The sequence below is a fragment of the Psychrobacter sp. JCM 18903 genome (assembly GCF_000586475.1).
Classification (GTDB): Bacteria; Pseudomonadota; Gammaproteobacteria; order Pseudomonadales; family Moraxellaceae; genus Psychrobacter.
This window is the reverse complement of record NZ_BAWJ01000002.1, coordinates 148,785-171,833: the sequence shown is the minus strand read 5'-3', so window position 1 is coordinate 171,833 and position 23,049 is coordinate 148,785. Positions and strand designations below refer to the sequence as shown.

Annotated in this window: 18 protein-coding genes, 1 tRNA gene and 4 pseudogenes; 4 read left to right on the top strand and 19 right to left on the bottom strand. The window is 44.0% G+C overall.

Translation table 11 applies throughout. The annotated features are described in order from the left end of the window. Positions 1–67: 67 nt before the first annotated feature. The 11 genes and pseudogenes from lpxD to rimO all read right to left on the bottom strand — a co-directional run bounded on the left by lpxD (position 68) and on the right by rimO (position 12,123). A pseudogene (gene lpxD, locus TT12_RS02250) lies at positions 68–1,083 on the bottom strand (UDP-3-O-(3-hydroxymyristoyl)glucosamine N-acyltransferase). 146 nt (positions 1,084–1,229) lie between these two features. After that, a complete protein-coding gene (bamA, locus tag TT12_RS02245; protein WP_045451797.1) occupies positions 1,230–3,653 on the bottom strand; it encodes an outer membrane protein assembly factor BamA in 2,424 nt (807 codons plus the stop codon). A 262-nt stretch (positions 3,654–3,915) separates the two neighbouring features. Further along, on the bottom strand, positions 3,916–4,218 hold the full coding sequence (locus tag TT12_RS19010; protein ID WP_279378777.1) for a site-2 protease family protein: 303 nt from the start codon (positions 4,216–4,218) through the stop codon (positions 3,916–3,918). Continuing rightward, on the bottom strand, positions 4,175–4,930 hold the full coding sequence (locus tag TT12_RS19005) for a PDZ domain-containing protein (protein ID WP_279378776.1): 756 nt from the start codon (positions 4,928–4,930) through the stop codon (positions 4,175–4,177). The genes TT12_RS19010 and TT12_RS19005 overlap by 44 nt, the downstream gene beginning before the upstream one ends. Continuing rightward, positions 4,927–5,289 carry a site-2 protease family protein gene (locus TT12_RS19000; RefSeq protein WP_279378775.1) on the bottom strand — a complete coding sequence of 121 codons (363 nt, stop codon included), beginning with the start codon at positions 5,287–5,289 and terminating at the stop codon, positions 4,927–4,929. The genes TT12_RS19005 and TT12_RS19000 overlap by 4 nt, the downstream gene beginning before the upstream one ends. Before the next feature lie 85 nt (positions 5,290–5,374). Beyond that, positions 5,375–6,583, bottom strand: coding sequence for a 1-deoxy-D-xylulose-5-phosphate reductoisomerase (gene ispC / locus TT12_RS02235; protein ID WP_045451793.1), 1,209 nt, complete (start codon positions 6,581–6,583; stop codon positions 5,375–5,377). A gap of 152 nt (positions 6,584–6,735) precedes the next feature. Continuing rightward, positions 6,736–7,545 (bottom strand): phosphatidate cytidylyltransferase, encoded by an 810-nt coding sequence (locus tag TT12_RS02230; protein ID WP_045451791.1) that lies wholly within the window; start codon positions 7,543–7,545, stop codon positions 6,736–6,738. 201 nt (positions 7,546–7,746) lie between these two features. Beyond that, positions 7,747–8,503, bottom strand: a pseudogene (gene uppS, locus TT12_RS02225) (polyprenyl diphosphate synthase). A 312-nt stretch (positions 8,504–8,815) separates the two neighbouring features. Further along, positions 8,816–9,370 carry a ribosome recycling factor gene (gene frr, locus TT12_RS02220; protein WP_045451790.1) on the bottom strand — a complete coding sequence of 185 codons (555 nt, stop codon included), beginning with the start codon at positions 9,368–9,370 and terminating at the stop codon, positions 8,816–8,818. 172 nt (positions 9,371–9,542) lie between these two features. Continuing rightward, a pseudogene (gene pyrH / locus TT12_RS02215) lies at positions 9,543–10,267 on the bottom strand (UMP kinase). A 228-nt stretch (positions 10,268–10,495) separates the two neighbouring features. Continuing rightward, positions 10,496–12,123 (bottom strand): annotated as a pseudogene (gene rimO, locus TT12_RS02210) (30S ribosomal protein S12 methylthiotransferase RimO). Positions 12,124–12,256: 133 nt separating this feature from the next. Between rimO and TT12_RS02205 the strand changes: the two are divergent. From TT12_RS02205 to TT12_RS02195, 3 genes are all read left to right on the top strand, one after another. After that, a complete protein-coding gene (locus TT12_RS02205) occupies positions 12,257–13,681 on the top strand; it encodes a two-component system sensor histidine kinase NtrB (RefSeq protein WP_045451788.1) in 1,425 nt (474 codons plus the stop codon). Positions 13,682–13,764: 83 nt separating this feature from the next. Next, the gene (locus TT12_RS02200) at positions 13,765–15,603 is read left to right on the top strand and encodes a sigma 54-interacting transcriptional regulator (RefSeq protein ID WP_201605317.1); all 1,839 of its coding nucleotides are present in this window, start codon (positions 13,765–13,767) and stop codon (positions 15,601–15,603) included. Between the two features lie 215 nt (positions 15,604–15,818). Beyond that, positions 15,819–15,903: transfer RNA gene (locus TT12_RS02195), tRNA-Leu, on the top strand. Positions 15,904–16,026: 123 nt separating this feature from the next. On the opposite strand, the gene TT12_RS16200 is transcribed toward TT12_RS02195, so the two are convergent. Both TT12_RS16200 and TT12_RS16195 read right to left on the bottom strand, forming a co-directional pair. Beyond that, on the bottom strand, positions 16,027–16,533 hold the full coding sequence (locus TT12_RS16200) for a serine/threonine protein kinase (RefSeq protein ID WP_243443263.1): 507 nt from the start codon (positions 16,531–16,533) through the stop codon (positions 16,027–16,029). Further along, entirely contained in the window at positions 16,452–17,051 is a 600-nt protein-coding gene (locus TT12_RS16195; protein ID WP_243443262.1) for a hypothetical protein, read from the bottom strand. Before TT12_RS16195 ends, TT12_RS16200 begins: the two co-directional genes overlap by 82 nt. A gap of 69 nt (positions 17,052–17,120) precedes the next feature. Here TT12_RS16195 and TT12_RS02185 point away from each other — a divergent pair, with 69 nt between their 5' ends. Continuing rightward, positions 17,121–18,083 carry an ATP-binding protein gene (locus TT12_RS02185; RefSeq protein WP_045451785.1) on the top strand — a complete coding sequence of 321 codons (963 nt, stop codon included), beginning with the start codon at positions 17,121–17,123 and terminating at the stop codon, positions 18,081–18,083. A gap of 39 nt (positions 18,084–18,122) precedes the next feature. On the opposite strand, the gene TT12_RS02180 is transcribed toward TT12_RS02185, so the two are convergent. The 6 genes from TT12_RS02180 to rarD (TT12_RS02160) form a co-directional block, all read right to left on the bottom strand. Continuing rightward, positions 18,123–19,250 (bottom strand): ribonuclease Z, encoded by a 1,128-nt coding sequence (locus tag TT12_RS02180; protein ID WP_045451782.1) that lies wholly within the window; start codon positions 19,248–19,250, stop codon positions 18,123–18,125. A 32-nt stretch (positions 19,251–19,282) separates the two neighbouring features. Next, positions 19,283–19,552, bottom strand: a complete 270-nt coding sequence (locus tag TT12_RS02175) for a hypothetical protein (protein ID WP_045451779.1) — start codon at positions 19,550–19,552, stop codon at positions 19,283–19,285. A gap of 93 nt (positions 19,553–19,645) precedes the next feature. Beyond that, entirely contained in the window at positions 19,646–20,314 is a 669-nt protein-coding gene (locus TT12_RS02170) for a glutathione S-transferase (RefSeq protein WP_045451776.1), read from the bottom strand. A gap of 215 nt (positions 20,315–20,529) precedes the next feature. Continuing rightward, the gene (locus TT12_RS16190) at positions 20,530–21,021 is read right to left on the bottom strand and encodes an EamA family transporter (protein WP_243443261.1); all 492 of its coding nucleotides are present in this window, start codon (positions 21,019–21,021) and stop codon (positions 20,530–20,532) included. An 8-nt stretch (positions 21,022–21,029) separates the two neighbouring features. Beyond that, positions 21,030–21,599 (bottom strand): EamA family transporter RarD, encoded by a 570-nt coding sequence (rarD, locus tag TT12_RS16185; protein WP_243443260.1) that lies wholly within the window; start codon positions 21,597–21,599, stop codon positions 21,030–21,032. Positions 21,600–21,840: 241 nt separating this feature from the next. Further along, complete coding sequence (rarD, locus tag TT12_RS02160) at positions 21,841–22,911, bottom strand: EamA family transporter RarD (RefSeq protein ID WP_045451773.1); 1,071 nt, start codon at positions 22,909–22,911, stop codon at positions 21,841–21,843. Positions 22,912–23,049 lie beyond the last annotated feature (138 nt).

Here is a 23,049-nt window from a genome sequence, read left to right as displayed (position 1 = left end):
TGCTTCCTTGCTATGTTTCAAATCGCTATGATTTTACTGTGTTTTTATATATGCATTGATATTTGCGCTAATCACGCCCAAGCTGACGGAAGCGTACAGCTGCCCGTCGCCAGTTAGCTGTCGGCATAGCAGCCGTTCCAGAGGAGTATGAACCAGCGGTTTTGATAGATTTGGTTACCATGGTCATCCAGATAAAGTGACATCATCTGTAATCTCGATATGACCTGTGATACCGACCGCACCGCCAATAATACAACGCTTGCCGATACTAGTGCTGCCTGCGATACCCGTTTGAGCCGCGATGGCTGTGCCATCACCGATACGCACGTTATGAGCAACTTGTACCAAATTATCAATAATAACGTGATTGCCAATGACCGTATCGTCAATGGCACCTCGGTCAATGCAAGTTTGACTACCAATTCGCACATGATTGCCAATTACGACCCGTCCTAACTGAGCGATACGCTCCCAGCCAGTGGTACTAGGATCTTTTGTTGGTGCAAAACCAAAACCTTCTGCACCCACACTGACACCCGCGTGTAACCTCACATGATCACCAATGACACAATCATGCCCAATCACCACTTGTGATTTGATAACACCATCAGTACCAATAGTCGTATTTTCTTCGATCACCACATGCGCCGCAAGTGAGCTACGCGCACCAATTTGCACATAATCGGCAATCACACAAAAAGGTCCGATATTCACCTGCTCACCAATGACAGCACTATCAGCAATCACAGCGCTAGGATGAATACCACCAGACAGTGACTCACGAGCAAACAACTGACTAGCACCAGCATAAGCTAAGTATGGGCTTGCAACGACTAACGTTATCGCTGTGGCGGGCACTTGGTCGCGATATTCTGCAGTAACCAATACAGCCCCTGCCTCGCTGATAGCCAGACTAGAAATATAATGAGGATCGGCCAAAAAGCTTAACTGATTATGACCAGCCGTAGTCAAACTACCAATACTACTGAATTTTTGACGTAACTGTTCAGCGCTGATTTCAGCCTTATTGGTGATGGGCTGACGCTGCTCAATCCGAGTGATAAGTTGCTCAATCGTTATCATAGTGACTATTAATATAAATATTGTTATGAATAAGACAATCGCCAAGCTGAACAATCACCTTGGCGATCTACTAATATCTAACAGATGCTGCGTTCATGTAAGTAACTGCTATGGTTAACGACATGAACGCAAACAATCATGCTACGTTAAAACGTATTACCAATCTGGAACTGAACTTTTTCAGTTTCATCGCCTTCTTTATCACCAATAGGTATAGCATAACTTAATGAAATTGGACCAATTGGCGTATACCAGGTTATACCTGCACCCGCACTAAAGCGCATACTATTGTCTTGCGTCAACAGTGGTACGCCCGTATCAGTACCGTCATTAGGATTGATAAAAGTACGATCTTCCTTATCAGTCGTATCAAATACCTGACCACCTTCAGCAAACAATACCGGACGCACTTGATCTGCCCAATCGCCCTTAAACGGCATTGGCAAAATTAGCTCACTACCGAAGCTGACTAGCGCATTACCACCGATATCTTCATCTTTGTAACGCACATCATCATTTATGGCATCATAATACGTTTGTGATTTTGGCCCAAGGGTTGAGGCCTCATAACCACGTACAGAGCCATAGCCCCCAGCATAAAAGTTTTCATAAAACGGCAAATCATTACCATAGCCAAGCTTAGTATAACCGCGTGCTACCCAGTCTTTGTAGAAGGGATAATAGATGTTGCCGCTATAAACAAGTTTTTGATAGTTGGTATCACCCAAGCCAATGGTGGCATCGACCGTATGGCTCATACCTTGGGTCGGGAACACTGGACGATCTAAGGTGCTATAGTCCCAGCCAAATAGTAGGTTATAAGTATTGTAATCATTTTTGAAGCCTGTGCGTCCAGAAGCCACATTTTCATCATTGACAAAGTTCTCAAACGTACCGCCATCATCAATAATTTGCTGAACGTTTGATACACCCAAGAAGCGACCACCACGTACTGACGTATTATCAACGTTCAAGCCCGCACTAACGCGTTTGGTTTCATCAACAGGATAACTGTAGTTCAGCGTCGCACCATAAGAATCGGTGACATAGTTACTGACGTTTCTATCATCGTATTTCGTTTCACGATAATAGGCACTAAGACCTTGTGAGACGCCGTTTTCGGTAAAGTACGGATCGGTATAACCCAAGCTATAAGAATCACGGGTTTCTGAGCGTGATAGTGCCGCTTTCACACGGTTACCTGTACCCATAAAGTTGTTTTGTGTTAGATCTAACTGGAAGGTCACACCGCCGCTTTGCGAGTAACCCGCGGCAATCGTTGAGCTACCAGAAGGCTGCTCTTCAACCGTATAATTAATATCTACTTGGTCTGGTTGGTTCGGTACTGGTTTCACATCAACGTTGACAGCTTTAAAGAAGCCTGTACGCATCAGACGTGTCCGTGACAACTGGATTTTGTCACTAGTTGCCAACGCGCCTTCTAATTGACGCATTTCTCGGCGCAGTACTTCGTCTTGAGTTTTGATGTTACCCGTAAAGTTAATACGACGAACGTAAATGGGACGTGCAGGATCGATGAAATAATCAATATCCACTACTTTGGTTTCGTCATTGATACGTGGTACTGGTCTCACCTGCGCCAAATAATAGCCTTCATTACCGTAACGACTCTTAAGTGCTGCGGTGGTTTCATCGAGCTTGGCTTGCGAGTACTTTTCATTGGGTGCAAAAGTCACCAACTCTGTTAGTTCATTGTTCTCAAAAGTCGGCTTACCTAAGAAATTCACTTCACCAAACTGATATTGTTCGCCTTCGCTTAGACTCACTTCGATAAACACACTGCTCTTATCTTCACTGATGTTGAGCACCGCATTATCTACTGCAAAACGCACATAACCATCGTTTTGGTAAAGCGCTTTTAGATTCTCTAAACTGGCAGCCAGTTTTTCTTTGGCATAACGATCAGACTTTGACAGCAAACGTGTCCATGACGATTCTTTGACAGCAAAAACGTCTTTAATCTCTTCATCACTAAAGTGCGTGTTACCAATGACATTGATATCGACGACTTTGGCCGGCTTACCTTCGATAAAGCGCACGTCAAGCTTGACGCGGTTGCCATCTAGCAGCGTCTGATCAACTTCGATATTACTGTTGTAATATCCTTGGCTAATATACTGCTGCTGCAGCTCGTTGGCGACGCCTTGCAATGTTGCTTGCTTAAGCACATCACCGACTGACAGACCAGCGTTGCCAAGTCCTTGCTCTAGACCTTCTTTTGGAATGAGCTTATTGCCTTCAAAATTGACCTCAGCAATAATTGGACGCTCGACGACGTCAAATCGTAGCTGACCGCCTTCGACACGGCTTTGAATATCGGCAAAGTTATCAGTCGCATATAGCGCCTTAATACTGGCTGCCAGATTACTGTCATTTACCGTATCACCTACCGAAATAGGTAGAACCGGATAGAGACTATCAGGAGTTAGTCGTTGTAGACCATTGAAACCGATGTCAGTGACCACAAATTCTGCAGCCTGTACTGGCATACTCATCATCGCTACAACTAACGGCAACCCAGCCGCGCTCATAAATAAAGGCGTACGCATAAACACTATCCGTCAATAAAAAACTTGCTTAAGTTAAGTTAAAAAGCGCATGTTGTCTAGCCAATTCGAGTAAAGTGATTCACTAACTCGTGGGAGACTCAGGACACTTTATATAAAACGCATCATAAAATAAACTAAAAATTACGATTAGTACAGAGACAGCGATACAAAAGAGCGCAGCACGCCTACCAAGAATCAGCGCACGATACGCGCAAAACCATTAGTGTATCGCGGCTTACCCTTTAGGTTGTCCTGCGATTCATCAAAACAGCCGACTGATATCATTACCAATTGCTAACACCATGAAACCTGCTAGCAAGAGTAAGCCGATATTTAGCCCTACCATTTGTACCCCTTCCGACAGAGGCTTACCGCGTATCAGCTCTATGAGATAATACACAATATGACCGCCATCTAACACTGGAATCGGTAAAAGATTGAGTACAGCGAGGCTCAAACTAATCAAAGCAGCCGTGGACAGCACCATCTGCCAACTGATATCAAAGCTTTGTTTGGCGACTTTAGCAATCGTAATTGGCCCTGATAAATTGTCCAGACCAATCATCTGAGAGCATCTTGCCCATTGAGCTGACCGTCATCACTGCCAACTGTTCCGTCTTTTCAAACGATTTAACCAATGATTCACCAGCGCCATAAACAACGGTGGTTTTATAGGCATCGGGAATGACAATCTCAGACTGCGCCACCATAGCACCAATTTGCCCAAAGTCATTACCCAAATTATCTTTTTTACCTTGCGGCATAATCTGAAGCTGTACGGGTTTACCCTCACGCAAGACGGTGAAATTAAGCAAGTTCTCAGGATTGTCACGGATAATACGCGTGGCACTAATCCAATCTTTGATTTCTGTATCATTAATAGCTGTGATGCGATCCCCGACTTGCAGACCTTGACGACTGGCAGCGCCATCAGCGCTAAGATCACCAACGATGGGCTCAATCTGTGGTTGCCATGGTAGCATACCAAAGCTCGTTAGCGCGTCCTTACCTTGCGCGTCGCCTTGCATAAATGCTTTAACAGGTGCTTGATAAGTCTTCGTTGCGTTGGGAGCCTGTGACTCTGATTGCAAGGTAATGCTGACATTATCAGTCTCGCCCATTCGTCCAGCAAGGCGATAATTGATACCTTCCCACGTTTGTACCTCATGGCCGTCAATCGCGACGATTTTATCACCAACGGGTAACTGCGCCATAGCCGCTGGTGTATCGGGTAATACTTCACCAATCTTGGTCGCCAACTGCTCAGAAGGCGTCATAAACAACACCCAAAACAGTGCAATAGCAATGATAAGTTCATGATAGGACCAGCGGCGACAATCGCAATCTTTTTTAGTGGATGCTGACGATTAAACGCCAAATGTTGCTCAGCTTTTGCTACCTCGCCTTCGCGCTCATCGAGCATTTTGACATAACCACCAAGTGGCAAAGCAGAAATGCGATAATCAATACCACTTTTTTTACTCGTCCAACCAAAGAGTTTGGGACCAAACCCGATAGAATAGGTCAAGACTTTAACGCCGCAAAGACGAGCAACGATATAGTGTCCCCACTCATGTAAGGCAATAAGCGGACCTAAGACAAATATTGCCGCAAGGAGCGTTAATAAAAACGTCATGATCTTTTCTCAGTATGGTTTCTCAGCATTCTTTCTTAGCATCTTTTATTAACATCATTTTTTAACGACGCAGTTGTTGATACACTTACACCAACTTTGCCACAAGTTTGTCCGTCAGGTGACGTGCTATTTTATCAATTGCTAGTATATCTTCTATGTCAGCCGTTTCATTTAACGGTGGCAGCTGTATGTCATTCAAAGCCTGCTCGTTGATATCAGCAATGTCGGTCAGGCGAATTTTTCCAGCCAAAAACGCCGCCACGGCAATTTCATTCGCTGCATTTAAGACAATCGTCGCTTGTGTTCCTGCTTGCATCGCCTGTCTTGCCAAACGCAAACAGGCGAATTTTTGCAAGTCAGGCTCAATAAACTCTAAGCCGCTGAGCGCAAATAAGTCTAACGGCTGCGAGCCACTATCGATACGATCAGGGTAACTGAGCGCATGGGCAATGGGCGTTTTCATATCGGGACTGCCGAGCTGCGCCAAAAAGCTACCATCGCTATATTCTACCATTGAGTGAATGATACTTTGTGGATGAATCACCACATTTATCTTATTTTCAGGCAAATCAAACAAATGACAAGCTTCAATCAGCTCAAGCCCTTTATTCATCATCGTTGCTGAATCGACGGATATCTTTTGACCCATTGACCAATTTGGATGTTTGACCGCTTCAGCGACGTTCGCGTGCTGCATCTGCGCAAACGATTTTTGCAAAAACGGCCCACCAGAGGCCGTTAACCATAGCTTACGCACGCCGTGGTTTGGCTGATGAATTTGGGTATTGTCCTGCTGAATAGCCAGTGGTAAACACTGAAAAATAGCATTGTGCTCAGAGTCAAGCGGCAGCAAAGTAGCGTTATGCGTTTTGACGGCAGTAATCATCACTTGCCCTGCCATCACCAGCGCTTCTTTATTGGCTAGTAAAATACGCTTACCTGCACGAGCAGCGGCTAAAGTAGAAGGCAGACCAGCTGCGCCTACGATCGCAGCGACAACGGTATCCGTCTGCGAATCAGTGGCAATATCAACCAACCCTGCTTCGCCGCCTACCACATCGATGTCAAGACCTGCCGCACGGAGTCGCTGGGCAAAATCATCGACTACGGCGGTCGGTACGCTCACGCGCTTTGGCAAAAACTGCTGGCAAAGTGCGAACAGCTTGTCTAAACGGTGATAGCCTGACAGAGCGTAGACCGTGTAAAGCTGTGGTTGCGCCGCTAATATTGCTAACGTGCTATCGCCAATTGAACCTGTCGCGCCTAGTACGGCGATGCGTTGCGTCATAACCATCGTTGCCTGTAAATGATACTCTAAAAAATTAAATAAGAAATCGATAAAACGCCTGATAAATAAGAGATGGACGATATCCAGTGTATTGACTAGTCACTCATCTCAACTACTATGATTAGGCGTATCATCGTCTATGAATTATTTTTTCAGTCCTAAACCACTATCAAACCTAACTGCTGTATCGCCCAAAAACCAAGCGCAAATATCGGTGTGGCAGAGAGCAGTGAGTCGATACGGTCAAGCACGCCGCCATGCCCCGGTAAAATCGTTCCTGAATCTTTGACATCAGCGCGGCGCTTAAGCATTGACTCAAATAAATCGCCAAGTACCGAGGCTAAAATGGTCAAGGCTGATAATGCTACAAATGCGACTAACGGCACACCCGTCAATTGTAACTTAAATACACTGATGGCAATGACCACGAGCAGACCAGTGACCAAGCCACCAGCCAGCCCTTCCATACTTTTATTGGGTGAGACGTTCGGTGCCATCTTTCGACGACCGAGCTTACGCCCCACAAAATAAGCGCCACTATCTGCACACCAGACCAAGAGAAACACATAGAGCAACCACCATGCTGACAATTGCCACAAATAAAACATCGCCGTAATCGATGCGGTCAATATCACCGCACCCATCAATGCCAGTTTTTTGCCATACCAATTGGTATGAGTCGGGAACACTCGCACCCAAGACAGCGCCATTAGCCATATAGCCAATGAAGCCACCCACCAAAACAGCCATGTCACTTTAAACATGAGTGATACTAGGGTCAACACCAAAACCAATAGCACAAACAGCGCAGGATGACGCCACTTGGGCATCAGCTTAGTCCATTCGTGAGCAGCGATAATGACGCCAATCGCTAACAGCGGTGCAAATAAAATAGGAGTTTGGCTCGCAAACATTGCAATACCAACGATAATAACGAGAACAACTGCCGTCTTAATTCGTTGCCACATACTTATTGAGCCTTATAATAATGAAAAACGCATGGTCAAAACGTGCATTATAGCAGCTAATCTACAATAGCCCACTAATAGCAGTTGACGCTTATTGACGCGGTTTATTATTTCACAAACAAGCAATATTAACTACTTATACGATAGCGGCTTTGTAAGAGCTTTTTCCTTTACAAAATAACAGCCAAATGCTTAACACCATTAACGACTTGCTTGCTCTATCACTATCTGCTCACTGGTTTTGCCAAAACGGCGCTGCCGCTGAGCGAACTCTTTTACCATTGCTGCCAGCTCATCAGCTGCAAAATTCGGCCATAATGTCTGGGTAAAGAATAGTTCAGCATAGGCTGACTGCCACAATAAAAAGTTAGAAATTCGGTATTCACCGCCCGTGCGTATCAGCATATCTACTGCTGGTGCATCTGCTAATTGCACATAGTTACCGAGCAATTCTTTATTAATATCATCAGCACGTAACTGACCAGCCTCTACTTGCTGCGCCAGCTGTTTTGCCGCATGGGCAATATCCCATTGCCCACCATAACTGATAGCGATAACTAGAGTCATGGCTTCAAAGTCTGCTGTTTTCGCTTCAGCGTCCGCCATTAATGCTTGCAAATCATCACTCAGCTGACTGCGGTCACCAATAAAACGCAGACGAATACGATACTCATTCATGCGTGGTATTTGCTCGTGAATAGTCGAAGCTAACAGTTGCATAAGTAGTGCCACCTCACTGGGCGGCGTTGCCAATTCTCACTAGAAAATGCAAATACCGTTAATACCTCGATACCCGTATTGACGCAATACTCGACGATAGGATCGAGTGCATCTTTGCCAGCCACATGCCCTTGGCCTTTGCCAAATCATTGGCTTTACCATAACGATTATTGCCATCCATGATGATAGCGATATGGCGTGGAAGAAGATCAGGAGCCAAAACGGCTGAAGTGGACATAGGCGAAAGTGCTTATTGTTAAGGTAAAATAATAATAACGGCTGCGATAACGATTAGAAAGCGTCATAACCATAATTCACAAACTTATCATAAACCTATCTATGGGCGTGATTTAGTTTGCAAGATAACGCTTATAAAATACAGTGTACAAATCTGAGCAAGCCTATTGCCGTATCCGATTGATATAACATTGACGCTATTATCGGTACCATCTACACAATAATAAGCAGCCAATAGTACTGACAGATTGGCTGCTTATTATAAGGATATGACATAACGGATTTTTTCTAAAATGATCGAAAAACCAGTGCTTTACACGTCCATCAAGTCAGTTTCTTTTTTGCTCAAACGTTTATCGATGGTTTCGATATACTTGTCAGTGATTTTTTGAATGTCATCACTGGCACGGCGCTCGTCGTCTTCTGAGATCTCTTTTTCTTTGGCCAATTCTTTGATGTCATTCATCATGTCACGGCGAATATTACGAATAGAAACACGGCTACTTTCTGCTTCTCCACGCGCAAGCTTTTGCATGTCGCGGCGTGTCTCTTCTGTCAATGCAGGCATTGGCACACGAATCACATCGGCGGTCACTGGGTTGAGACCCAAATCTGCTTCGCGAATGGCCTTGTCAATTGCTTGTACCATGGTACGGTCAAACGGCTGAACCATGAGCGTACGTGAGTCTTCAACGTTGACACTCGCTACTTGATTCAAAGGTGTAGGCGACCCGTAGTAGCTAACCATCACGCCTGACAACATACCTGGATGTGCGCGCCCTGTACGGACTTTGCTAAAAGTGCTCTCAAGCGCTTCCAGTGTTTTCTGCATACGCGCTTCGCCGTCTTGCTTAATCTCTTTGATCATTAGATATCCTTATTTATCGCTATCGATAAATCATTCATTTGTTAGTAAATATACGGTTGTCCACTACTAATTATTAGCGACTGGTAGTTATTAGTGACCAATCTAATTTTAATGACTGGTATTCTCGTATTAATATTTAGAGCGTTCAGAGCGTTTAGAGTATTCAGGCAAATCAGTGATAAACGCGTGTGCCTTCATTTTCGCCCATAATGACGTTTAATAACGCATTAGGCTTGGTCATATCAAACACTTGTAGCGGCACGTTGTGCTCACGGCATAAGGCGATGGCAGTTAAATCCATCACGCCAAGTTTTTGCTCTAATACTTCATCAAACGTTAAACCATCATATTTAACTGCATCATCATGTAAGCTTGGGTCTTTGTCATAAACGCCATCTACTTTGGTGGCTTTTAAAATCAAGCCAGCTTCAATTTCAATACCACGTAAGCAAGCAGCCGTATCAGTGGTAAAGAAAGGATTGCCCGTACCAGCAACAAAGATACATACTTCGCCATTTTTGAGATAGCGAATGGCATTGCGACTGCTATAGCTTTCGGTCACTTCACCAATTGGCAAGGCTGACATCAGGCGGGTTTTAATATTGCGGCGCTCAAGCGCATCACGCATCGCCAGACCATTCATAACGGTTGCTAACATACCCATTTGATCACCAGTCACACGGCCGACTAAGCTTCTTGTTGCAACTGCGCGCCGCGATATAAGTTACCGCCGCCGACCACGATACCGACTTGAACACCGAGACCACGCAAATGGGCGATAGACAAGCTCATCTTATCGAGCACTTCGCTATCAATCCCCATCTCTTTGCCACCAGCTAAGGCTTCACCAGAGAGTTTCAGCAAGATACGAGAGTAACGCGGGTTTTTGTCAGACATGAGGTCACCTTGTTAGCATTAAATTATAATTAAAATGAGCGGTAAAACACAAATAGAGTTTGCCTTCTAATTTACTCGAAGTGTCATCACCGAGGTACTATATAGGAAGCACCGCAACTGATGACAAACGTGTAAAAAGGCTAAATTGCGCTAATTGTAGCAAAAACTGCCCGCGATTGGGCAATTTTCACTCGTATATTGTAGTGACTAATCAGCTACAGTGACTGCTTAGCCTTTGTAACTGGCAAACAAATCATACTCGCTAGCGTCGTCAATCGTAACCGTTAGGAATTGTCCGACTTTAACTTGAGCGGTAATCTCATCAACGTAGACGTGACCGTCAATCTCTGGTGCGTCAGCATAGCTACGACAAATAGCAATGCCCTCTTCACTATCAATTTCGTCGACCAATACCATCAAGGTTTTACCGACTTTCTCTTGTAGCTTTTGCGCTGAGATGTCTTGTTGCAGCGTCATCAAACGCTCATAGCGCTCTTGCTTAATCTCTTCTGGCACATGATTTGGCAGGTCATTAGCCACTGCGCCCTCGACTTCTGAGTAAGTAAACGCGCCAACACGATCAAGGCGAGCTTCTACTAACCAATCAAGCAAGCATTGGAAATCTTCTTCTGTCTCGCCAGGGAAGCCCACAACGAAGGTTGAGCGAATGACGATATCAGGGCAAATCTCACGCCATGCATGGATACGCGCCAAGGTGTTTTCGCTATGCGCTGGGCGTTTCATCGCTTTTAGGATGCGATGGCTGGCATGTTGAAACGGAATATCGAGATAAGGCAGTAGCTTTTTCTCGCCCATTAGCTCAACCACTTTATCGACATGCGGATATGGATAGACATAATGCAAGCGCACCCAAATGCCTAAGTCATTTAAGGCTTGGCACAAGTCATAAAACTTCGACTTCAGCGGCATGCCATTCCAAAAACTGGTCTTATACTTTAAATCCAGTCCATAAGCAGAGGTATCTTGCGAAATAATTAACAATTCTTTCACGCCAGCATTTTTCAGCGCCAGTGCTTCATTCATCACGCTATCAATTGGACGTGAAACCAAGTCTCCACGTAAGCTTGGAATGATGCAGAAAGTGCAACGATGGTTACAGCCCTCTGAGATTTTTAGATAAGCATAATGGCTTGGCGTCAATTTGATACCCGCCTCATTAATCAAATCTATCTTTGGATCATAACCAGCGTCCTGACTGCGGTCAGGCTTGGGCACATGCAGCGAAACGGCTCTAATGACCTCATCATAAGCATGAGCGCCAGTTACTGCCAATACAGCGGGATGCATTTCACGGATTTTATCTGCTTCTTTACCCAAGCAACCTGTGACGATGACTTTACCGTTTTTGCTAATCGCTTCGCCGATGGCATCAAGCGACTCTTGTACTGCTGACTCAATAAAACCGCAAGTATTCACGACAACTAGATCTGCACCTTCGTAATCACTCGCCACTTGATAACCATCACGCTAAGCTCAGTGATAATGCGCTCACTATCTACCAGTGCTTTTGGGCAACCTAGTGACACAAACCCAATCTTTGGCGCTGCATTCACTGGCACATTAATAGTCGCTGCTGTCGCTGTTGCTTTAGCTGACGCTGCTGAAACCACATCGCTGCTTTGCTCAATGCTACGGTTTTGATTGTGATTGGCTTTATGATGGTAAGGTTGGTTAGTGTTTGCTTGACTAACATCTGCCTGATTGTCTTGTGCTATATTTGGTTTGGCAGGATTAAAAACGGTGGCAGTGTCTTTTAACATAGAATCTGTTGGCGTAGAAGTTGACGGTGAGGTAGTAACAGTCGTATTAACCGACTCGGTAGAAGTGTTGGGCATGGCTGACCTTGCTAGAGATAAATTGGCTGTGCGCATTGTACGTTTTTTTGCAAAAATCGCCAGTTTTGCCGCTCTATAGTGTTGATTTATGGTTAAATATTATATCGCGTCTTCTTTTATTCTAGGCAATAGCATGACAACCCATTTAACAACCGTAAAACCGACACCTGACTTAGCATTCATGTCACAGCATTTGTTCACCGCTATTTTATGGATCAATGATGATTTATCGATCACTTGGCTAAATGCCCAAGCCGAACAACTACTCGCTATTAGTAGTGGACGCTTACTGGGTCAGTCTATATTGACCCTGCTTGCATCAGAAGCATTGAAATCAGCCGACAGCAATTATGACAGTGATAACCATGACAACTATGACAACCATGTAACTGTCGATAAAAGTAGTGGTGAAGATACTCATGAACAAACTTGTTCTTTGAAAGAACGATTTCAGCAAGCAAAGCAGTATCAACAACCCTTTATCGATCATGATCACCTTATCAGCACACCGCTAAATGGTAATTTATCATTCTCAGTTGATTATAGCGTGACCCCTGTCATTTATGAGCAGCAACCTTATTTTATTATTGAGATGTGGGGCAAGGATCGCCAAAGTCGCATATCAGAGGAGCAACGCCAACAGCAACAATATAATGTTGCCCGTCATATGCTGCGCTCGGTCGCTCATGAAATCAAAAATCCGCTTGCCGGTATTCGCGGGGCGGCGCAATTATTACAGCGGCAATTCATCAAATTCAGTGACGCCTCGCCTCTTAATAGTGCTCCTCCTGCTATTCTTGGCACAAATCCTATGATAAACCCGAATAGCCATCTGCAAAAAACGGCTGAAAAACTGCGAAATTATACTGATATCATCATCTCAGAAACGGACCGTCTAACCCATCTTATTGGGAAATTCCTTGGCTCCAATCAATTACCAAATTGGCAAACGCTAAATATCCATGAGCCACTGGAGCATGTTTTATCTTTGGTCGTCAATCAATATCCGCAAGTGACGCTACAGCGCGATTATGATTTGTCATTGCCTGAGTTATGCGCTGATAAAGATCAGCTAATACAGGTGTTTTTAAATTTGATTAATAATGCCTGTGAATCGATGACTGAGTTTGAGCAAACGCTGCAGCAAAGAGAGTTGTCCGAGCCTAAGCTGCGACAACCTGTCACTTCACAAATGAGCAATCACGACAGCACCAGTTATAAGCCAACGCTACACATTCAAACTCGCATTGCCTTTCAACATACCATTGCTGGGCAACAGCACAAGCAAGTGCTACAAATCAATATTGCCGATAACGGTTCAGGCATTGATCCGGCATTGATCGGACAGATATTTTTCCCAATGGTGACCAGCCGTGCCGCAGGGACGGGGCTAGGATTGTCTATCGTGCAAGATATCATCAGTCATCACCATGGTATGATTGACGTGAGCTCCCAGCTATCAAAAAACCTTAACGACAGTGTCAAAAACAATCATAACCATCAACACACCAGTTTTACGCTGTACTTGCCTTTCAATCAGCCAACGCACCATGCTTAAAACAGCCAGCACCCAAGGCTTAGAAACCATGACCTAACCTATGAAACAATCACCCTGAATCACTTGCTTATTAGGCCTGATAAATGACTGCATATAATGACAACGCCACATCTAACAGCGACAATCAAGGCTCTGCCCAAACATCAGACCGTCAAGAATCTAGTAACCGAGAGTCTGATAACCGAGAACCTGATAATCAAGCTACAAAAGTAACGGTCAATAATGCACCTGATGCTAACCCTGCAACGTTATGGCTTATCGATGACGATGCAGCATTGCGTTTGGTGTTGGCAGATACTTTTGAAGACGCAGGATTGACGGTTATTAGCTTTACCCAAGCGCAAGCGGCGTGGACACGCCTCAACGATATTTTGCAACAGCAGGAATCAGCCGCTCAGTTGCCTGACGTGATATTGACCGATATTCGTATGCCCATGATGGATGGTTTGTCTTTTAGTGATTGGGTACATGAGCATTTCCCTAAGCTGCCCATTGTCATTATGACGGCGCATTCCGACCTCACCTCTGCTATTAATAGCTATCAAACAGGTGCTTTTGAATATCTGCCAAAACCTTTTGACTTAGATGATGCAGTCGTCACGATTTATAAAGCCATTAATTATCAGCCCAATATGCTGGCAGCGGCGGCAGCAAACTCTACAGCTGAACTTACTCCGAAGACAATTACCAAAAATTCATCAGATACTTTACCCAATATGCAGGTAAAACCCAATACCAGACCCAAGCTTGCTAGCAAGGCTACTCTGGTCAGCAAAACCAATAAAACATCCAGCCCTAAAATCAAAGTTAAACCTGCCATCAGCGCTAATGACAATCCAAGTGGCATCATTGGGCAATCACAAGCGATGCAGACGGTGTTTCGTGCCATTGGGCGCTTAGCGCACTCACCCATTACCGTCTTGATTACTGGTGAATCAGGTACGGGTAAAGAGTTGGTCGCCAGTGCGTTGCACCAGCATTCACCGCGTCACCAGCAACCTTTTATTGCCCTCAATATGGCCGCCATTCCACATGATTTAATTGAATCTGAATTATTCGGTCACGAAAAAGGGGCGTTTACTGGTGCGACGACGACGCGACAAGGGCGTTTTGAGCAAGCGGATGGTGGGACATTATTTCTAGATGAAATTGGTGATATGCCTTATAGCACCCAAACTCGGCTGCTACGAGTACTGGCCAATGGTGAGTTTTTTCGCGTCGGTGGACAGCAGCCGGTCAAAGTGAATGTACGCATCATTGCCGCTACTCATCAAAACTTAGAAGAACTGGTCAAACAAGGCAAATTCCGTGAAGATCTTTTTTATCGCCTCAATGTAATTCGCTTGCCGTTGCCGCCATTACGGACACGACCTGAAGACATTCCAGCATTAGCCCATTACTTTATGCAGCGCGCTGCTGAACAGATGAATAGTGCAGAGAAACAGTTACATCCGACAGCGCTACACATCATGCAGGCTTTTGAGTGGCGTGGCAATGTCCGCCAACTTGAGAATGTCTGCCTTTGGTTGACAGTGATGGCCACAGGCGACACCGTGATGGTGGATGATTTACCACCAGAGCTACTTGAAAATATCTCGTCTAATTTAGAAGAATATCAAGAGCAAAGTCAGCCTTCACAAGCTATGACTCACAATGACCAAATACGCCCTCATTCCCACAGTTCAAGTTGGCAACAAGCGTTGGCTGCTTGGGCTGAGCAATCGCTACAAACAGGAGAAACCGATATCTTGCAGACGGCAACCCCTGAGTTTGAACGTGTTTTATTGACGGCAGCGCTCAACCATAGTGGTGGCAAAAAGATCGCTGCTGCTAATTTACTCGGTTGGGGGCGCAATACCCTGACACGCAAATTACAGCAATTAGATATTTCTTCAGAAGAAGGACAAAATAATCGTTATTAAAGGCGCAAACTCATAAACATGAATACCATTAATATCAATAGCTTATAAAAACAAGTGAAAATAAATGATAAATATTTAAAAATAAATGCAAATAGGGGTTGCCAAACGTTTCAAACTCTATATAATAGCCAACCACTGAGACGCACTACCGAATCAGTTAACTGTCTATATTGTGTTTGAGTTTAAACGCTAATAATGATAGAGTAACGGAAAATGGGGCTGTGGCGGAATTGGTAGACGCACCAGATTTAGGTTCTGGCGCCGCAAGGTGTGAGAGTTCGAGTCTCTCCAGCCCCACCATTTTCGGATAGTACATCTTAGACCAAATATCAAAGCCTGCTTTCTAGCAGTTTTTTTGTGTCTGTTCTTTTTGTATGTAGAGTTTGGTGGATTTATATTTTCCGATTTATTTGTTTAGAGCCATTAGCTGTCAATACTTTCTAAGTCTAAAAGTATCTGCTTCATATTCTGATACCTTTTCTCCACCCGCTTTGCCAATGCTTTATTAATGATACCTTGATAGTGACTATATTCAAATGGCAACTTTGGAATAGGTTGTTGGCAATGCTCAATAGCCCACGCTTGTAATTTATCATCGCTGTTAGCACTTATCTGAAACGGTCGCTTGCCTGTTAGTATTTCAACCATCATGATGCCAAACGCATAGATATCACTTTGCACTGTTGCACTCTGACTCTGACTTTGCCAGCGTTCAGGGGCAAGATACGCAGGTGTACCAGCAGGACTTGCCAAAATTGGGGCGTTAAGACATTCTGCTAAAGCAAAATCGGTTAACAATAAATCAGCCTTGATACAGCTATCATCCGCATGATTTGGCAAAAAATCATCTAGCAAAATATTGCTGGGCTTAATATCATTATGTAACCAGCCAGCACTATGTAGAGTGGCGATAAGGTGCGCAGATTGCACAATAAAATGATGCTTTCGTTGAGATTTAATGACGAATGATTTCGAACATTAAGCTGAGTTGCTAAGCTACCACTGAGATAATATGGCATGGTAAGTATCGTCAGCTGCGAAAACTGATCTAGTACCTGTACCCTTAGCGTTTCATAAGCGAGCATTGGCGGAGCAATAGCAAAAAGACTGTCTCGAAATCTCTTTTGGTTGGCTGATAAATTATTGATAGATTTTAGAACACCGATTTCATGGGTTAAGCCAGCCAAATTTTGATTGCTAGCAGCCGTTAACTGCCATTTAATCATCACTCGACCAAATTGTGGATGCTGGGCACGCGTCAAGCCTTGGTAGTCATTCTCGTTATTATTATTGTTACTTTGCTGGCTGATGCGCTGATGTGATACCTCGCTATAATTCAAGCTTGAAAATAACGTAGTCAATGTTGGCAACATTTGCTGCGCTTGCATTTGTAATGCTTGTTTTGCACACGCTTTTGCATTAGAGGAATTACTGGCACTATTTTTCATGGTAAAGTGATACCTCTATATAGCTAGTATGCCAAATGTCATTTTAATTTTTATGAGCGACTGAGTATTATGTCCCAATCCACTAAGCCTGTTACGAATTACGCCCTGCCCGACCATTTATTGGATTTACTCGGACAGTATCTACAAGGGCAAGTCACGCCCACTATCGAGATTGATCCTGCACAACTGGCCTATCGCTGGGTCGGTGGTCATAATGGACATTTGGAGCCATTGGCAGTGAACTTATTTTTAAGTTTAGATGATTTGCATGGTATCGATACGCAAAAGGCAAAACTGGTACAAAACACACGACAATTTCTAAAGGGCTATCCTGCCAATCATGTCTTGATGACAGGGACACGTGGTGCTGGCAAATCATCGCTGATTCGGGCATTGCTACAAGCCTATCATAGTGAAGGATTACGCATTATTGAAATTGCCCGTGATGACCTGCGAGTGCTTGATAAGATACGCGCCGCCATTAATGCACTGCCGACCAAGTGTGGTTGTCACTATGTGGTGTACTGTGATGACTTGGCGTTTAACGGTCAAGATGAAAGTTATCGGACATTAAAAAGCGTATTGGACGGCTCGCTAGACTCAGAGCAAGATAAGTTGTTGGTTTATGCGACCAGTAATCGCCGTCACCTATTGCCTCAGCTAATGAAAGACAATGTCAATATTTATAACGGTCAAACCGATGAGGTCAATCCTTATGAAACCATCGATGAGACGGTATCGCTGTCTGATCGCTTTGGGCTTTGGTTGTCCTTTCATCCAATGGATCAAAATACCTATTTACACATCGTGCGCCATTATTTATCACTTTCGCCAAACCGCCATCTAGATAATGCGAATGACGTTAAAGAAAGTAATAATGAAGAAAAAAATAAGACGCTACCTGATAACATCAGAGCAGCAGCGTTGCGCTGGGCATCAGAGCGCGGTGGACGTTCAGGACGTGTGGCATATCAGTTTAGCCGCTACTGGATAGGACAGACACGATTAGCAGCTGAAGACAATCCATTGTAAAGCTTCATTAAAAGTTATGTTTATGATGACGCTCAGTGCTTAACGACCGCGTGCAGAACCCAAATATTGTACGCGATTATTTTCGTTAATATCTGCCAAGTCAACGGCACCATCGACCATATATTGGTCAAAATCGGCTGCCAACCATAAATTACCTTGATAAACACTTTCGGCATCCAAGCGAATATGCGCCATGTTGGGCGTGCTGCTATTAGGATTATCAAAGCTTTGATAACGAGCGCTGAAGTGAGTCAAAATTAGATTATTTACGCCACTATTTTCTACAAAACCCGCCACCGATTGCGCACTACTATGCATTGGATCAAACTCTGGATTTTTGCCTTGAATCTTAGTCAACACCTCATGCGTATACGTCGCTTCATGCACCAATAAATCCGTATCAACCAACGCCGCAGTGAGACACGCTGGCGTATCGTTATCACCAGCCACCACTACTCGCGTTCGTGATAGTTCATCATTGACATAATCACCTGCACATAACTGCTGACCATCTCCAGTGATGACATCGTGACCTTGTTGCAATTTACCCCATAGCACGCTTGCAGGAATACCTTGCGCTAGCAGTTTATCCGTATCAAGCGTGCGATGATGGATAGTCTGCGTGATACCAAATGCATGAGAAGCAACCCGATGTGCTAGCGGCGTGATATCGATATCAAGCTGATGTTGGTCGCTTAAGCGAATATTTACCTTGTTTGTATCACTTTGCTCAGACAGTACCTCTTCAATGGCTACAAAATTGAGAGCAAAGGGTAAATACAATTCCGTGGTTAAGGTAATGGCTTCGAGCAATGTCGCGATGGCTTTTGGAGCAATAAGCGTCAGCGGCTCACGGCGTCCTGACATCGCGGCACTCGCCAATAGTCCTGGCAGACCATAGCAATGATCGCCATGCACATGGGTGATACAGATAGCGGCTAGTTGATGCAAAGACAGTTTGGTATGCAATAGCTGCTGCTGCGTGCCTTCACCGCAATCAATCAGTAGCCATGGACGCGATTTTTTATTTTGATTGACATTCTGTGGTTGATTGACTTGCTGGGCGCCAGATAAATAAGGATTCAGACATTCAATCGCCAGTGCAGTCACATTACGCTGCTTGGTTGGCACACCAGCAGAGGTACCCAAAAAAGTCAGCTTCAACATAGATTACCTCTCTTACACATGATACTTATCTGCTATGACAATTGGCACATCATGGTTTTTTGCGCTGCAACCATCTGCCCACCATTGGCCGTACATTCACTGACCATATTGGACTCATAAGATTTCCAGCCGCCATAAAAGCTGGCAATACATAGTATAACCACGAGCAATTTTTGTGACCATGCTTTAATAGATACCTGCTGATGGTTCACATTGTCAGCAGTAGTATCAAGCGCGGGCTTAGCAGCAATGCCAGTATCGACATCAGTATGCTTGTTATGCGATTTATTTAAGTCTGTCATTTCTTATCCTAAAAAAGGTTTTGTCTATGAATAAACAAAACCTTTTATTTTAATATTAAACCAGTCATTTATGAACGATTAAATCCGCCGCGTTTAGAACTGCAAACGACCACCCTTTTCTTCTGCACGCTTAAAGGCATCGCGCTCTTCACAACGTTTTAGCCAGATTAAGATATTGGCATATTTACTGCTATCTAATCCTGTACCAGCATTAGCACCCACAACCGCAAGATGCATTTGGATATCAGCGGCACTAAATTCAGCCCCTGCAAACCAATGATTGTCTTGCAAATGCTGCTCCATCATGGCCAATATAGCATCTAGACTTTTGCTTATCATATTTTTTTCGACTTGGTTGCGGATGCTTTTGCTCACAGGCTTGATGAGCATGGGCGACTGCTCGACCACTTTGGTAAATACCAAACGCATGACCAATGGCGGCATCACGGATGCTTCAGCGAAATGTAACCAAAACGTGTAAGCCTCCCACGCCGCTTCATTATCATCCGCAGGCTTGAACTGTTTCTCGCTATCATAATGCTTCAACAAGTATTCAATAATAAAACCTGATTCGATGAGTACACGGTCATTTACTTCTAACATGGGTGCATGACCGAGTGGATGTACTTTTTTTAAACTGTCAGGCGCGCGGTATGCTTTATTGCGCTCATAGCAAGTCAATTGATAATCGACGCCAAGCTCTTCTAACAGCCAAATAATACGAAATGAGCGCGAATTTGCTAAATGATGAAGGTGTAACATAAACCATCCTAGTTATAATGTGAATAAGTTATCGTGTGAATAAGTCATAATATGTATAGTTGGTGCCACGCATTCCATTAGCAAACGTTGTTAAGCGTGGCAGCAATGCTATCGATAATAGCGTAATTAATGCCTCTTTAACACAGAAACTGTGTAGAGTAATGACGAAAAATACTGCCCGCTAAGTCCAGTCTATATCGACTTGCTGGCAGGTGCTACTTTGAATGCAGCTCTTCAATTTTGCGTGTCATCTTATGTATTTTTTGCTGATACTTTCTAATTTTACGGAAACGATGCGCGGTTAACACACCTTTAATACGGCGGTTTTTCAGACGGCGACGTGGCGGGAAGCTACCCACTTGTGGCTCATTATAACCATGCAAACGGTCATCACGCTTACGTGCTAAGTAACCAAGCGCACTATCCACAATCATCATCAACAACGCGACAAAAATCATGCCGTACATAAATAAAGAGCCGCCCTCATCGATACTTTGATGCAAAATCGTGATGGAAAATATAAATAAAAATATCGGCTCAAGGTAGCATAAAGTGCCAAATAATGAGACGGGCAGCTTTTGACTGGCAACCATAGTCAATGACATCGCAGCCGTACTGATAATGCCTAATAGTGGCAACAGATACCAAAACTTATCGGTAGATATCGCCAGCGTAAACCCGCCATTGAGATATAAAGCAATCAACACCACCGGCGTCAATAAAACAAGGTCAGAGATAAGCCTGTAATCGGCGGCACTGCCAATTTACGACGCAGTAGATAATAAGGCGGATAACCCAAGCAAACAAATAAAGTCGCCCAAGAAATACTGCCGTACTGAAAGACATCATAAGCAATACCTGCGCCTGCGCAAATGGTGGCAATCCATTGTAACAAGCTCATGTCTTCGTTATAAAAAAACCGACCAACCATAATCATAATCATTGGATATAAAAAGTAACCCAGTGTCACCTCAAGCCCCAAATCATTGACAGGTGCCCACATAAATATCCAGATTTGCGCGCCCAATATTGGTGTGGGTATGATAAATAAAAACCATTCTTTGGGTGTCTTTAGGGTTTTTAGATAATCAAAAATATGCTGCCACTGCTTAAGCACACTAATCAGCAGCACCAGACTCAATAGCATCATCAGTACGCGCCAAGAAGCGACTTGCGTCCCTGACAACGGCTGCATCAATAGACCAAATAAGAATAGCAATGAATATAAAAAATTTGCTGCCACTGCGGCGATGGTACCTTGCGACGTTTGATTCTTGGTAAGCATAACGACAACCTTGAAAAATGAGCGCACGTCCTTGGCAATTTTAGAAAAAAACAAAAGCCTCCGACGCGGACGTCGAAGGCTTTTTGATCTATAAACTCTGTTATCTACAACATAATCATATAAGATTGAGATAAATACTTGGAATATATCGTGTTTATCTTATGGTCAGTATTATGTCAAAGTCAGAATAGATAAGCAATACACCTGCTTCACTAAAGCGTTCACCTACCCATTCAGCGGCTTATTTTGCAATCAGCTGCTCGATTTTTTGCTGTATTCTATCCATCTTTTTTTGATAGCGCCGAATCTTGCGAAAACGATGCGCGGTTAAAACCCCATCAATACGCTGATCTATGAAACGACGACGCGGCGGAAACCCGCCCACTTGTGGCTCTCGATAGCCATGCAAATGATTGTCACGGCGGCGCTTAAGATAACCTTTTATACTATCAGTAACCATCACCAGTAACGCCAAACTTACCATACCATACATGAATAAAGAGCCGCCTTCATCGAGGCTTTGACTTAGAACAGTGATGGATAAAACAAACAGCAGCATAGGTTCGACATAGCTTAGCGCCCCAAATAATGACACGGGTAATTTGCTACTGGCAATCATGGTTAAGGACATCGCCAGTGCACTAAAGGCTCCTAGCAGTGGTAATAAATACCAGAACTTGATGTCCTGTGCTGCCGTACTAAAGCCGCCGCTAAAATACAACATAATGAGCACCACTGGCGTTAACAAAGCCAAATCAGACAACAGCCCTGTGATAGGCGGCACAGCCAGTTTACGCCGCAATAGATAATAGGGTGGATAGCCCAAGCACACAAACAACGTTACCCAAGATACTGAGCCATATTGAAAGATATCATAGCCAATACCTAAGGCTGCACATAGCGCGGCCACCCACTGCAACGCACTCATATGCTCGTGATAAAAAAATCGACCAAGTACAATCATCACCAGCGGTAATAAAAAATAGCCCAAGGTGACATCCAGACCAAAGCCATTGACTGGTGCCCACATAAATAGCCAAATTTGACCACCCAAAATCGGTGTGGGCAAAATAAATATCAGCCACTCTTTCGGAGTTTTTAAGGTTTTCAAATAATCAAAAACGTGTTGCCATTGCTTGGTAAAACTGACCAACAATAGCAAACTTAGCAGCATCATGAGCACGCGCCATGAGGCTACCTGCGTACCTGTCAAAGGCAGCATAAATAGCCCAAACACAAACATCATCGAAAATAAAAAGCTCGATGATATCGAAGCAAGGGTTCCTTGGAAAGTTTGATTGGTCGAGAGCATAACAACAGCCTTAAAAAATAGAACTTTATGGGCATTATTGATAAAAAATTAGAGCAGCAGAAACTTAGGGCGTGTCATCAATTAGATTGTGAGGCTTAAAATGAGAAAAACTGTAGATAAACAAGGAAGCAATTGCCG

Coding starts and splice junctions, on each gene's coding strand:
- bamA (WP_045451797.1), bottom strand. CDS start 3,653: ATGCGTACGCCTTTATTTATGAGCGCGGCTGGGTTGCCGTTAGTTGTA.
- TT12_RS19010 (WP_279378777.1), bottom strand. CDS start 4,218: ATGATTGGTCTGGACAATTTATCAGGGCCAATTACGATTGCTAAAGTC.
- TT12_RS19005 (WP_279378776.1), bottom strand. CDS start 4,930: ATGACGCCTTCTGAGCAGTTGGCGACCAAGATTGGTGAAGTATTACCC.
- TT12_RS19000 (WP_279378775.1), bottom strand. CDS start 5,289: ATGACGTTTTTATTAACGCTCCTTGCGGCAATATTTGTCTTAGGTCCG.
- ispC (WP_045451793.1), bottom strand. CDS start 6,583: ATGGTTATGACGCAACGCATCGCCGTACTAGGCGCGACAGGTTCAATT.
- TT12_RS02230 (WP_045451791.1), bottom strand. CDS start 7,545: ATGTGGCAACGAATTAAGACGGCAGTTGTTCTCGTTATTATCGTTGGT.
- frr (WP_045451790.1), bottom strand. CDS start 9,370: ATGATCAAAGAGATTAAGCAAGACGGCGAAGCGCGTATGCAGAAAACA.
- TT12_RS02205 (WP_045451788.1), top strand. CDS start 12,257: ATGACAACCCATTTAACAACCGTAAAACCGACACCTGACTTAGCATTC.
- TT12_RS02200 (WP_201605317.1), top strand. CDS start 13,765: ATGACTGCATATAATGACAACGCCACATCTAACAGCGACAATCAAGGC.
- TT12_RS16195 (WP_243443262.1), bottom strand. CDS start 17,051: ATGAAAAATAGTGCCAGTAATTCCTCTAATGCAAAAGCGTGTGCAAAA.
- TT12_RS02185 (WP_045451785.1), top strand. CDS start 17,121: ATGTCCCAATCCACTAAGCCTGTTACGAATTACGCCCTGCCCGACCAT.
- TT12_RS02180 (WP_045451782.1), bottom strand. CDS start 19,250: ATGTTGAAGCTGACTTTTTTGGGTACCTCTGCTGGTGTGCCAACCAAG.
- TT12_RS02175 (WP_045451779.1), bottom strand. CDS start 19,552: ATGACAGACTTAAATAAATCGCATAACAAGCATACTGATGTCGATACT.
- TT12_RS02170 (WP_045451776.1), bottom strand. CDS start 20,314: ATGTTACACCTTCATCATTTAGCAAATTCGCGCTCATTTCGTATTATT.
- rarD (WP_243443260.1), bottom strand. CDS start 21,599: ATGCTTACCAAGAATCAAACGTCGCAAGGTACCATCGCCGCAGTGGCA.
- rarD (WP_045451773.1), bottom strand. CDS start 22,911: ATGCTCTCGACCAATCAAACTTTCCAAGGAACCCTTGCTTCGATATCA.